We start from the raw sequence: 12,738 nt of genomic DNA, 5'->3' as shown, positions 1-12,738 counted from the left end.
TGCGCGTGTCGCTTGTTTGTCAAAAGAAACGCTGGTCATCCCACTGTCTCCAGTTGAATTCATCCACGCTACGGCACACATCCACCAGCGACTGGCCGATACCGCGGAGCAGCCCGGCGCGGCACAGCCACTGCTCGACTTCACTCGCGTCTGCGGTCTCCAGCTGCGCGACGTGTGATCGCACATCGGATTCGATTTCGCTAAGTAATAGCTGCAGGCGTGCCGCAAGCGCGCGGTAGTCGATGGTCTCATTACCCTTTGCACCCAGGCCTTCAGCCATGGCGAACAGTGCGCCTGCCACCGATTCACGCCATTGCCGCAATGCGGCCGGCTCTTCCCAATTGTCGGGGCGATGCTGCGCCAGAGTTTGACTATAGAAGGCTAGCGCACCCACTCGCGTCACCAGAGAGTCGAGGGCATCGCGCGACGCATCGGGCAAAAGCCGGACAGGGACGCGGGCCGCGCTGTTTGAAATCTTCCCGGGAAGTGTAGCCAGCGTCGCAATCAGCGAACTGCTACGCCCGTTTTTCCGCAACCCCCTGGCACTTCCCCTCTCCTGCATACCACCGCCTTTCAGAAATAGCCGACCGGCACACAAGAAGAAGCGCTTGAGAAGCCGCCGAAAAACCTGCTCTGGTCGCGGCGACGCGGGAATGTAGGACGCCAGTGACAGCAAGGCCAGCACGATAACAAATGCCATGGCGATATCGGCAACGGCGATAAAACTGTAGGACTGTGTGCTCTGGATATTGGAGATAGAGATGAATAGGGAAAATGTCATCGCCTTGACCGCCTGCATGGCAGGGGCAGCGAAAAGCCGACAAATCAGCAGGCTCAAACAAAACAGCAGCAGCCCCAGCTGCCAGAAGGTGTACAGCCGGGGCATGACCAGAAGATAGATCGCCGCCGCGAGCGACGTAACCAGCAACACAGGGATTACCAGCCGCAGTGGAGAGACCTGTGGCACTACCGCCAACGCCATGGCCAGCGACCCGGTCAGCGTCACCAGCGCAGGCCCACCCGGCACTGCCTCAACGTAAATGTAAATGAGGTATGCGGCCCAAAGAGTCAACATGACGCGCAAGGTCGCGATCAGGCGATCCCGGTCCAGTGTGCGGCTAACGTTGGCGACGTGTGCGGTGTTTCTGCGGGGCTCGGCCTGAGTGTCGCCAATAACCAGAGGCTCGCTGACTTGCCCCGCGGCCTGCGCCGCAACGGCGCCACCCTCGATACGCGCCCTGAATGACACCAGCTCCCTGGTCATGGTGTCGAGATTGCGGAGCTGGCGCCGAACCACGGAGAGGTTTCCCGCATCGTACAGTGACAAAGATGTCAGCCGGCTCTTCTCAACGTCCAATACGTGCGCGGCTTTCTGCGATTTATCCACAAGCCCGTCCGCCGGGGCAGTGAGCCACAGGAAACGCTGCTGTATGGCAGCGTCGAATGTGTCGAGCGAAGGGATCAGTGTGCCAAGCTGCTGCAGAGCATCACTCGGCGCGAACATTGCCAGTTGCTCCAGGCATTCGGTGAGCGCTTTACAGCGGTCCACATACCGCTGCCAGTCACTGCGCGCCTCCCAGATGTCGTAGCTGTCTGCAATCGCGGCGTCGAGCAGACTCGCCAGAGTGCGGTGTGCCGTCGCCAGTTCCCCCAACTGCTTGGTTGCCTGCTGGATATCCACGGAGCCATGTCCGGCAGTAATTACCGCCTGATACAGCGCGCGTTGTTTCTGATGCAGATCTGCGAGGGCATCGAGGAACCTGTCACCGCTGTGGCTGGGCCAAAGCAGCATGGCAACCAGGCTGTAAACCAGTACCCCCAGCCCGGTCTGTTGGGTACGCAATACCGCGGTTTCAAACGCGCCCCCCTGGGAGGTTGCGGCACCGACACAGATAATCACACTGACAAATCCGCAAACCTGCCAGAAGTAGGCGCGCTGCGAACCCAGCACCATATAGGTACAGCCGCCTACCCACAGCGAAAGCGCGATCATGAACAACCAGCGGTCCTGGGCAAAAAAACCTACCAGTATCAGCGCAACCATCGCCGCCACCAGTGTGCCCAGCATCCGCATCATCCCTTTGTTCAGGGATAAGCCGAGCGAATCCAGGCTCACCAGCGCCACGGCCAGACCGGCCCACATGGGCTTGTCCCAGTTTGCCTGCAGCGCGATCCAGTAAGTCAGCACCAGCGCCAGTGCCGTCTTGATCGCCTCCCGTGTCGCTCTGGAGCGCAGCGCTGTGGATATCACTGTGCTGTCCATGGCTAGCTTGATGCTCCACCCGGCCCGGCTTCGTCGCGCCCAATACGCGCCGCGAAGGCGTTGGCGGTTAAGCCGTGGGCGATAACACTGAGTAAAATGGTGATGGAGACTGTCAGGAGAAGTGTGTCGTTCCCGGGAAGCTGGTGATCGAGCACGATAACAGCAAACACAATGCTCGCGAGGCCCCGTGGCCCGAACCACCCCATAAACAGTTTCTCGCGCAAATCGGGCCCGGTCCCGATCAGGCACAGATACACCGGCAGCATGCGCACCACGGTCAGGCTAAGCACCGCATACAGTACGACTTCCCAGGTCATATGTGCGAGCGCCTTGGCCACCACGCCGGCCCCGAATGCCACCCAGGTCAGCAGCGCGAGCACATCCCCGGCACCTTCCGCCGCCTTCAATAATTCGCGTTTTTCCGCATGCGCCAGCCAGCCGAACAGCAGTCCGCCACTGAACGCCGCAATAAAACCACTGCCACCCAACCACTGGGCCGCACCAAAACATCCGAGCGCCATGGTGATAACAGGCAATTGTTGCCAGGTGTCCATGATCCAGCCGCGCCGGCTGGCGCTGCGCAATAGTAGGGTGAGTATCGCTGTCAGTCCGAGGCCCACCAACAAGCCGATACCCAGCTCTTCCATCACCAGTTTCAGCGCCAACCCGCCCGGCGCTCCAGCCGATACCTCCCCGGTGGCGAGCGCGAGAAACACAAACAGAATGGGAACACAGATACCATCGTTAAGGCCGCTTTCCGCATTCAGCCCCTGGCGAATAAAGCCGGGGACCGCCGGGTTAGAGACCACAGCCTTGCCGAGCGCTGCATCGGTTGGCGCCAGCATGGTGGCGAGCACGGCCACTTCGAATACTGGCAGCTCGGGAAACAGGAACAGCCCGGCCAGAATACCCAGCCCGATGGTCAACGGCAGACCGATCAAGAGAAGGCGCTGGGGCACGACAATCGTTTTGCGCAAGACGTGCAGGTTGGAATTCGCTGCATCAGAAAAGAGTACCAGCGCCAAGGTCAATTCCGCGATGGTGCGCAGGCTCTCCGAGTCCATTTCAAAACTCAACAGCCCAAGTCCCCAGGCGCCAAACGCCAATCCAAACAGCGTATACACCAGCGCGCCATTGATGGGCGTGCGATCCGCACGGCCGCTGATAGCGCAGTAAGCAAAAACAAACAGCGCCAGAATGGTGAGATCGGCGTAATCCATAGGACTCTCCTTGTCCTCTTTATCCACTGCCGGGGAAACAAGGAATGCGTATCGACGACAGTCATGGACAGTCTGGAGCTTAGTCCGATTGTTAAAGTGGCGCCGATAGATCTCCTTTTTATGGCCATCGCGACAAATCGTCAGTTAAAGCCACCTTGGCGCCGTCAATCTAATCCAAGATCTAGAGATTCAAAAACCGTGCTTTCAATAAATCGTGGGGAAAAGGACGGCGCGCAGCTGGACGCTCACGGCTTAGTTTGCCCGGAGTAGCACCCGGCCCAGAGGCATATGAATAATGACAGGACCACAGGACGACTCGCAATGAAACGCATCCTGATACTATTTCTTTTGAGCTTTCCCTTTTGTCTGGCGCAGGCACAAAGTTACGGTCGGGCCGAGACGTTCGGTGGAGGCCCTCCGGATCGCTGGATGCTGGGGGCCGAACTCTACCTGTGGGGCGCCAGTATCGGTGGCGAAAACAGAAGTGGCGACAATATTGATATCGGCTTCGATGAACTGATCAAAGATCTTGAAATGGGCTTCATGGGCACCCTCGCCGCCAGCCGGAACGAATGGACGCTATTTGCCGACATGATCTATCTGGATGTATCCGACGATATCCGGCAGACCGTTCGCTTTCGCGGCGACCTGTTCCGCGTCGGTGCCGATATTGACCTTGAGGGATTTGTTTCCACTCTGGGCGGCGCCTATCGTTTCTATCAGTCCGATATCACGCGACTCAACGTGACATTCGGCGCGCGTTATTTGGGGCTCGATGTGGATGTCACCGGAGGCATCGACCGATTCCGTCGCTTCAGAGTTTCGGACTCCGGCAGTGTATGGGATGGCGTGATTGGCCTGCGCGGCAAGACCGATCTCGATGATCGCTGGTATCTCACCTATTACGCGGATGTCGGCGGCGGGGAAAGCGATTCGACCTGGCAAGGGTTCGGTGCCATCAATTATCGCTGCTACCGCTACGATATTGTCGGTGGCTATCGCTACCTGAAATGGAATTTCGATAATTCGCGTTATTTTGACGATCTGGATCTGAGTGGCCTGTTCGCCGGTATCAAATTTTCGTTTTAGCGGCGCGATTACTTTATGACATTTCCGTGATATACGATGAAATGTACTGCCATTTTCCGGGCCCTTTCTTTCGCGGTGCTAGAATTTTTTTCAGAAAACCCCACTCTATCTTGGTTCCCCCAATGCCCAGTCTACTCAAGCTCATAGGCCTAGCTGCAGCCTCTATTCTATTTAGCGCCGCACAATCCACTTCTGCACAATCAAATGCTTCCGTCCCGACCTCCATTACAACGCCGGACAAGGTGGAATCGCGCATAGGCACACTCGAATTTGACGACGGCATGCCAAGCGAGGAGACCAGCAAGAAGGTTTATGAGCAACTGGATCTGGCCCACGCGGTACGCGCCTTTTCCGACACCATGCGCGGGGTGAGTATCTACGCGCTGCGCAAGGGCCTGAGCGACATTGGCGTGAAGGATAACGAGGTCATCGTTTTTTCCGAGTTGATGGATGCCAAGTCGCTGTTCCTCACCGCCAACGCGGACACTGTGTATCTGATGGGCGGCTTCGATCTCAGCAAAGGCCCCCTGGTGCTGGAAGTACCGCCGCAGGTACTCGGCACGATTCAGGATGCCTGGTTTCGCTGGGTGATCGATATCGGCATGCCGGGGCCGGATCGCGGTGAAGGCGGCAAATACCTGATTGTGCCTCCGGGCTATGATGGCCCCCTGCCCGAGGGTGGCTTCTACATTGCGCACTCCAAAACCATCCACGGTGTATGGTTTGCCCGCGCCTTCCTGGAAAACAATAACGATCCGAAACCGGTGGCCGAGCGCATCCGCAAGTTCACCAAGGTCTACCCGTACAACCCCGGCGGCGTCGGCACCTCCGTCGCTGAATTCCTCGCTGGTAAAGCCAAGCTCGGCAAACCCTCCAAGCCCGCCGAAACAGTATTTCATGAGGGCAGCGGCAAGGTGATGAATACCATTCCGCCAAACGACATGTCGTATTACGAGATGCTGAACCAGGTGGTACAGGAAGAACCGGCGACTTCGCTCGACCCGGAACTGATGGGGCCAGTCGCCGCCATCGGCATCGTCAAGGGCAAGCCGTTTGCGCCGGACGCGCGCATGAAAAGAATTCTTGAGGAAGCGCTGAAGATCGGCAATGCCACGTCGCGCACCTTGTTAATGAATTCGCGGGATCGCAGCTGGTTCTATTACGACGATTCTAACTGGCAGAACATGCTGTTTGTCACCGGTTACGAGTTCGAGACGCCCATCCCGCTGATCACCAAACAGGGCGTCAAACCTTTCCCGACCACCGGCTACCGCCAGCTGGATGCGCGCCAGGCGTTCTTTTACGGCGTTACCGGTATCACCCCGGCCATGGCCATGCGCCTGCCCGGGATCGGCTCCACCTACCTGTGGACCATGGTGGATTCAGACAACAACTACTTCGATGGAGCCAAAACCTACAAGGTTACGCTGCCAAAGAATGTGCCAGCGGAGAAGTTCTGGTCCTGGACGTTATACGACACCATGACCCGATCGATGCTCGATACGCCACAGCGCTATCCACGGGCCGGCAGTCAGAGCTACCCATCACCCGCCGCCGAAGCCGCAAGTGATGGATCCATCACCGTATATTTCTCTCCGGAACAACCGGACGGCGTGGCCCGGGGCAACTGGATCCAGACCATTCCGGGCAAAAGCTTCTTCCCGGTTCTGCGGCTCTATAGCCCACTGGAACCCTTTTTCATGAAGCAGTGGCGCCCAAGTGAAGTGGAGCTGGTGAAGTGATTGAATTCAAGCATTGAAACCCATCCGAAAAATTGAAGATTTGGCAGCGCGGGCCCGCCGTTCTCACGCGGGCCCCATGCTGAATTACCAGCCGTCACTCAATGGTCACCCTTTCTCCTGCAACCTCGCTACCTCATGCTACTTTTACAGGTGCCTCTGAGATTTTCCGATAATTTATTCGGCATCTGCAGCGCCATCCAATCATAAATGGGGCGCCAGTAACTCAAGATACGATGCGCGACCAGCCAATGATAATCAGGTCGTCAGCGTCAACCGGTGTTAAACGGAGTTAACAATGAAAAAACTCAAGCTGGCCGTTTGCCTGGCATTCCTGTTCCCTTTTATTGCGCAAGCGCAGATCCCTGTTTCCGATGTAGACCTTACCCGGTTCTACGTACGTGTAGGGGCCAGCTTTGTCTATCCCGATGACAACAACACCTCACTCAAATACTACCTGCTGCAGGACTGGGAGCTCTACAGGACCCGCTGGGAAATCGAGGACGACACCACCTGGAATGTTTCCGGTGTATGGCGACCGCTGCCCTATCTCGGTATCGAGATGTTGTATATTGGCGACTCGGATCACTCGCTGTTGCTGCAAAATTTCCGCGCACGTCCCGGGCGCGACAATATTCATTTCGGGCGATTCAGTGCCTCCTCGGCCAACCTGTTCGTCAACTGGTATATGACGGATCTGGAATGTCTCGGTCAACCATACATTGGCGTTGGACTGAATTATTCCGACTATTACGACGACGACCTTTACCCGGAATTCCAGAACTACCTTCAGGCCAGTGGCATGGCGACGGGACCCGGGCATTTCGGTATGACCCACTCCTGGGGCGCCAGTGCACAACTCGGCATAGACTGGCGCCTGGGCCGCGGATTTATGCGCTCCTGGCTGATCAATGCAGCCGTGATCTACACCGACTCGAATCTCGATACCGAAGTTACTTACCCCACCACACTCGGCTACGAGCGCCTGTATTCAGAATTTGAAACCAACCCCTGGACCCTGAATCTGGGTATCACCTATGAGTTCTGATTCAGCATCACGTTGGCACGCGGGCATTTGGCTCGCTCTGGGTCTTACTGCGTTTCCACTGGGTGCCATAGCCGACTGCAGCCCGGGCAATACCGGTACTGCCGGGCCCGACCAGATATTGTGTGACGAAGATAACGATGCAGAAGGAGCCGATGTAAACAGTTTCGGGGGAAACGATACTCTGGATCTGAACGGCGGCACTATCGGCAATGTGGATGCCGGCGATGGTGATGACCTCGTCAACCTGAACGGCGCGGTGATTGAAACCGACCTGCTTACCGGAAATGGCAACGATACCGTCATCATCGACGTTCGCGATTCGGAAATCGGTAACTATTTCGGCGGTGGCCTGAATACCGGCGCGGGAAATGATCGGCTGGAACTCTACGATGGCCTTATTTTTGTTGCAGAGATGGGCGCCGGTGACGATTACGTTTTACTGGATGGTGGTTTTATCTATGAGAAGCTGTCGCTGGGGGACGGGGACGACACTCTCTATCTGGATGAGGGCCTGGTCTATCACGTTGATGGTGGAAATGGATCCGACTACATAGAGATTGATGCCTACGCCTACGAAGGAGATGCCATTCTCGATGGCGGCGATGATCTCTACGCAGATGACGGCTACATCGATACCCTGCGTTTCAAACTAGACCACCTGCTCGACGGTGGCGACCTGCTCAACTGGGAACGGATTATCGTCAACGGCAGTACGCGTTTGCGACTGTTCAATGATCTATCTGTTGGCGGTGGCCGCGATGGTGAGCAGCCTCTGGGACTGGATATCCGTTTTGGTGCCATTGTTGAACCCACTGAATCCCAGTTCACTATTTTTGGCGATGTGAACAACGCGGGCACGCTGTTACTCGCAAATGGCGAATTCAACCGCCTCGACATCAGTAGCCACGCAAATGGACGCTTCGGTAACTACGACGGGCGCGGGCGCGACGCGCGCCTGTGGATGGATACCACACTCGCCGGGGACGACGCCCCGACGGACTTCCTGAGTATTGAGGGCAACGCAAGCGGCCGCACCTTTGTGCGTATCTACAATGCAGGTGGCGACGGCGCAATCACTACTGGTAATGGCATTCCCATTATCCGGGTAGGAGGAAATAACCCGCCCAGGGCATTTATCCTCGATGGCGATTACCGGGGCTACGACAGGCGCCCGGCTACCGTCGGCGGCGCTTATGGTTATAGCCTGCACCGCGGCGCTATCAACAATCCCGACAATGGCACCTGGTACCTGCGATCTACCATCGTTGACCCCTTTACCGATAGCGGCCAGCTGATTCCACGCTGGCAACCCGGCGCTGTACTGTATGAAACCTATGCCCAGGCGATCCGTCGCATGAACGCGCCAACCACACTGCGCAAGCGTGTGGGTAACCGATTCTGGGCCGGCACCAGCCACCGCGATCGCGGCGTCTGCTGTTACGGCAATGCCATTGAACGTGCAATCGATGGCGGCGGCTTGTGGATTAGGGGGAATTCCGCCTATAGCGAAAATGATCCCGAACGGTCGACATCTTATTCACAGTGGCAACAGGATTTTGGCCAAATTCAGCTGGGTGCAGATTTTTCCTTTGATCCAGCGGTTTACCGGGGGCGCCTGGTACTCGGCGTTTTTGCCCAGTACGGCTACGGCAGTACCGAGCTCGATAGTTACTTTGGCCACGGCGACATCCGTACCGATAACTGGGGCATCGGCAGCACCTTCACCTGGTATGGCAGCCAGGGGAGTTACGCGGATATCCAGGCGCAATTCAACTGGTTCGATTCCGACCTCTATTCCCACGAACTCTGGTATCTCGGCACCGGCAATGATGCCATCGGGTTTAATTTTTCCGTAGAGGGCGGGCACAGCTTCAGGTTGTGTGACTTCTATTCCATCACACCCCAGCTCCAGCTGGCCTATACCGCCGAAGATATCGATGACAATTTCGATCCCTACGGCGCTTACCTGGCCGACACGGATAACCGGGGCGCGTTCGCGCGACTGGGCGTGGCGTTCGAGCAGCGCGTCAGCCAGCGGGTCAATCGCAATATGTACGGCAATCTGCTGCTGGAGCGTATTGGCCTCTACGCCATCGCCAATGCGTTCTATTACTTTGACGACAAGACGGAAGTGGATGTTTCCGGCAGCGCACTGTACCAGGCGCGCGATGATTGGTGGGGACAGCTCGGCCTGGGCTTTACCTACGATCAGTGCGGCGACCGCTGCTCGGTCTACGGCGAAGTGGACTACGCGACCAGCATGGACAACTTCGGGGACAGCTATGAGACGAGCCTTACATTCGGGTTCCGCTTCAAGTGGTAACCGGAATTACCGACCGCCCGCAGACAGGCAGAGTTCAGCCCGCGCCACGCTTTTACTTATAATCGGCGCATGACTGATCCGGACACCCCAACTCTCCCTTCAACCTATCCCGACCATTGGGACAACCTGTTGTGGGCGCTCACCACTGACGATATCAGTGAGACATCTTCCCTGCCCTGGCTGCCGAGCGAACGGCGCGCAGAATTAGGGGATTTTTTTGCCGCGCCGGCGATGCGGGCTTCCCTGGAAAATATTTTACGCACGTTTGTAGAGTCGACCAGCAGCCGGCGCCTGGGAGTCTATTTCGAAAACCTCTGGACATTTGCCTTCAGGTATCACCCCCAGTACCAGCTGATCGCGCGCAATCTCCCGCTCCGGGTTGCCGGTAAGACGCTCGGTGAGCTGGATTTCGTGGTGCGGTATCTTCCCCACGATGTCACCGAACACTGGGAAGTGGCGGTCAAATTCTACTTGCAGATTGCAGAGGCCTGGGTCGGCCCCGGCCTGAAGGACCGGCTGGATATCAAACTCGCACGCACCCGCGATCACCAGCTTCCGATAATTCACCAGCCGGAAGTCAAGCCACTCCTGCGCGGCCAGAGCATTGAGATACAACGACAGTGGACACTGATGCCAGGGCGCCGCTTCCACCCGCTAGGCAATGCCGCAACCGGTGAGGATTACTGGTGGGCAGACTGGCCTGGCTTCCTGCGCACCTTTGCCGACAAACCCTGGCACTGGCTGCAACTGCCCAAGCAATGCTGGCTCGCTCCCTGCGCCCCCATCCACGATACCCCGCCGCTCACATTGACCGATGCCACCGGCGCAATCACCGAAAAGCTAAATGCCCGAGGGCCCCTGTGTATCGCCGCTGTGGATAAATACCGCGAAGTCACCCGCGGATTTATCGTGCCGAATGACTGGGCTTCCCGGGCGCAGCTCGCCACTCCCTAACAAAAGAAATGACCGCCGAACTTGACACCGGTCAATCCTTGTTTACAATTTTCAGAAATTTCTGAAAGTTAAGAAGATAATGAAACTCTCCAGTCAGGCGCAGGCCTTTGTACTGCATTTTGGTGAAATGGGTAGCCGCTGGGGCTTCAATCGCACCGTCGGGCAAATGTTTGCCCTGTTGACGATCCACTCCGAACCGGTGAATGCCGACCAGCTGGCGGAGGCGCTGAAGATCAGTCGCGGCAATGTGAGTATGGGGCTCAAGGAATTGCAGGCCTGGCGCCTGATCGAATTACATCACCAGCCCGGAGACAGGAAAGACTATTTCACCGCGGCCGGCTCCATCTGGGATCTCGCCCGCACGGTGTTTGAAGAACGCCGCAAGCGCGAGCTGGATCCGACCCTCACCCTGCTGCGCCAGCTGCTGTTGACCGATCCCAGGGACCCACAGGAAGCCCAGGCGCAGGAGCGTATCCAGGAGGTCTACAGCCTGCTGGAAATGCTCGACCAGTTCGCCAATACCCTGAGCAAGCTGGAGCACAAGGACCTGATTCGGCTTATGAAACTGGGCTCAGGACTGAACAAGCTGCTGGACCTCAAGGCCGGCGCCAAGTCGAAAAAATCCAATAGCTAAATCAACGGAGAAGCGCACCACTTAAAAGTTCCCGGCACCCGCTGTAACCCACCCGCGGCCCACGGCCGCCTGCCACCGAGGTACCTATGCTGGATACTCTGATGCTGTCGCGAATACAGTTCGCCACCAATATCAGCTTTCATATTCTGTTCCCCACCATCACCATTGCCCTCTGCTGGATCCTGTTTTTTTTCAAACTGCGCTTCGACCTCACCGGTAACCCGGTGTGGATGCGCGCTTACCGGTTCTGGGTAAAGATTTTTGCATTGACGTTCGCGCTGGGCGTGGTGAGCGGTATCACCATGTCTTTCCAGTTCGGCACCAACTGGCCGGGCTATATGGAAAAGGTGGGCAATATTGCCGGGCCTCTGCTGGGTTACGAAGTACTCACGGCGTTTTTCCTGGAGGCGACTTTCCTCGGTATTATGCTGTTTGGTATCAAGCGCGTGCCGAGCAAGGTACACACTTTCTCCGCACTGGTAGTAGCCATCGGCACAACCCTCTCCGCGTTCTGGATTCTCGCGCTCAACTCATGGATGCAGACTCCGGCGGGCTATGAGATCCGCGATGGTGTGGTGCACGCAACGGACTGGCTGCAGGTCATTTTCAATCCCTCCTTCCCCTATCGCCTGGTGCATATGCTCCTGGCATCCGGGCTGACGGCTGCGTTTTTTGTTGCCGGCCTCTCCGCATACCGGATTTTGAAAGGGGATGAAAAACAGGCGCCGCGACTGGCGCTGAAAACCGGACTAATTCTGGCCGCGGTACTGGCACCCCTGCAGGCATTTGTGGGGGATCTGCACGGGCTCAATACCTTCGAGCACCAGCCGCAAAAAATCGCCGCCATGGAAGGGGTATGGGAAACCGAACGGGGCGCGCCGCTGCTGCTGTTTGCCATTCCCGATGAGGAAACCCGCAGTAATCATCTGGCCGTGGGCATTCCCAAGCTGGCGAGCCTGATCCTCACTCACCACAGCGATGGCGAGATTCGCGGCCTGAATACATTCGAGGGCGACCACCCGCCGGTCAAGCCGCTGTTTTTCGGCTTCCGCATTATGGTGGGTATGGGCTTGCTGATGCTGGCGGTTGCCTGGGCCGGCTGCTATCTGCTGCGCAGGCCGCAGATTCCGCGCACTTTTCTCAAGATCCTTGTGGCAATGACTTTTTCCGGCTGGGTGGCCACCCTGGCGGGCTGGTACGTAACTGAGGTCGGCCGCCAACCGTGGCTGGTAACCGGGATTCTCACTACCGCGGATGCGGTTACTCCGGTTGCGCCGGCCAATGTGGGGCTTTCCCTCACCCTCTACCTGATTGTCTACGTAATCCTGATGTGGGCGTATATCCACACCCTGAAACGCATGGCACTCAAATCGGTGTATGTGGAGGAGTTTGAAACCAACGAGCCCGCGCCAGATGGCAGCCTCACCAATCTGCCCGAATCCAAAATCGCCGGAGGTACCCGATGAAC

9 protein-coding genes are annotated in these 12,738 nt (G+C 57.3%); 7 read left to right on the top strand and 2 right to left on the bottom strand.

Annotated features, from left to right (window positions below):
- Window positions 1–19: 19 nt before the first annotated feature.
- Window positions 20–2,263, bottom strand: coding sequence for an FUSC family protein (locus HUW35_RS09960; protein ID WP_181252212.1), 2,244 nt, complete (start codon window positions 2,261–2,263; stop codon window positions 20–22).
- A 2-nt stretch (window positions 2,264–2,265) separates the two neighbouring features.
- Window positions 2,266–3,483 carry a sodium:proton antiporter gene (locus HUW35_RS09955; protein ID WP_181252211.1) on the bottom strand — a complete coding sequence of 406 codons (1,218 nt, stop codon included), beginning with the start codon at window positions 3,481–3,483 and terminating at the stop codon, window positions 2,266–2,268.
- Between the two features lie 321 nt (window positions 3,484–3,804).
- On the opposite strand from HUW35_RS09955, the gene HUW35_RS09950 reads away from it, so the two are divergent.
- The 7 genes from HUW35_RS09950 (at window position 3,805) to HUW35_RS09920 (ending at window position 12,736) form a co-directional block, all read left to right on the top strand.
- Window positions 3,805–4,572, top strand: coding sequence for a hypothetical protein (locus HUW35_RS09950; RefSeq protein WP_181252210.1), 768 nt, complete (start codon window positions 3,805–3,807; stop codon window positions 4,570–4,572).
- 242 nt (window positions 4,573–4,814) lie between these two features.
- Window positions 4,815–6,314, top strand: coding sequence for a DUF1254 domain-containing protein (locus HUW35_RS09945; RefSeq protein WP_219932523.1), 1,500 nt, complete (start codon window positions 4,815–4,817; stop codon window positions 6,312–6,314).
- Window positions 6,315–6,609: 295 nt separating this feature from the next.
- Window positions 6,610–7,359 carry an OmpW family protein gene (locus HUW35_RS09940; RefSeq protein WP_181252208.1) on the top strand — a complete coding sequence of 250 codons (750 nt, stop codon included), beginning with the start codon at window positions 6,610–6,612 and terminating at the stop codon, window positions 7,357–7,359.
- Window positions 7,349–9,682, top strand: a complete 2,334-nt coding sequence (locus HUW35_RS09935) for an autotransporter outer membrane beta-barrel domain-containing protein (RefSeq protein WP_181252207.1) — start codon at window positions 7,349–7,351, stop codon at window positions 9,680–9,682. The genes HUW35_RS09940 and HUW35_RS09935 overlap by 11 nt, the downstream gene beginning before the upstream one ends.
- Window positions 9,683–9,751: 69 nt before the next feature.
- Window positions 9,752–10,636 (top strand): DUF1853 family protein, encoded by an 885-nt coding sequence (locus HUW35_RS09930; RefSeq protein ID WP_181252206.1) that lies wholly within the window; start codon window positions 9,752–9,754, stop codon window positions 10,634–10,636.
- A gap of 79 nt (window positions 10,637–10,715) precedes the next feature.
- On the top strand, window positions 10,716–11,270 hold the full coding sequence (locus HUW35_RS09925; RefSeq protein WP_181252205.1) for a GbsR/MarR family transcriptional regulator: 555 nt from the start codon (window positions 10,716–10,718) through the stop codon (window positions 11,268–11,270).
- 86 nt (window positions 11,271–11,356) lie between these two features.
- Window positions 11,357–12,736 (top strand): cytochrome ubiquinol oxidase subunit I, encoded by a 1,380-nt coding sequence (locus HUW35_RS09920; RefSeq protein WP_181252204.1) that lies wholly within the window; start codon window positions 11,357–11,359, stop codon window positions 12,734–12,736.
- The last annotated feature ends 2 nt before the right edge of the window (window positions 12,737–12,738 follow it).

Source organism: Microbulbifer sp. YPW1 (genome assembly GCF_013367775.1).
In the GTDB taxonomy this organism is placed as follows: domain Bacteria; phylum Pseudomonadota; class Gammaproteobacteria; order Pseudomonadales; family Cellvibrionaceae; genus Microbulbifer.
This window is presented reverse-complemented; position numbering and strand designations above follow the sequence as displayed.

What these genes read in the sequence shown, in the direction of transcription:
- HUW35_RS09960 (WP_181252212.1), bottom strand. Translation starts at nt 2,263, where the DNA reads ATGGACAGCACAGTGATATCCACAGCGCTGCGCTCCAGAGCGACACGG.
- HUW35_RS09955 (WP_181252211.1), bottom strand. Translation starts at nt 3,483, where the DNA reads ATGGATTACGCCGATCTCACCATTCTGGCGCTGTTTGTTTTTGCTTAC.
- HUW35_RS09950 (WP_181252210.1), top strand. Translation starts at nt 3,805, where the DNA reads ATGAAACGCATCCTGATACTATTTCTTTTGAGCTTTCCCTTTTGTCTG.
- HUW35_RS09940 (WP_181252208.1), top strand. Translation starts at nt 6,610, where the DNA reads ATGAAAAAACTCAAGCTGGCCGTTTGCCTGGCATTCCTGTTCCCTTTT.
- HUW35_RS09935 (WP_181252207.1), top strand. Translation starts at nt 7,349, where the DNA reads ATGAGTTCTGATTCAGCATCACGTTGGCACGCGGGCATTTGGCTCGCT.
- HUW35_RS09930 (WP_181252206.1), top strand. Translation starts at nt 9,752, where the DNA reads ATGACTGATCCGGACACCCCAACTCTCCCTTCAACCTATCCCGACCAT.
- HUW35_RS09925 (WP_181252205.1), top strand. Translation starts at nt 10,716, where the DNA reads ATGAAACTCTCCAGTCAGGCGCAGGCCTTTGTACTGCATTTTGGTGAA.
- HUW35_RS09920 (WP_181252204.1), top strand. Translation starts at nt 11,357, where the DNA reads ATGCTGGATACTCTGATGCTGTCGCGAATACAGTTCGCCACCAATATC.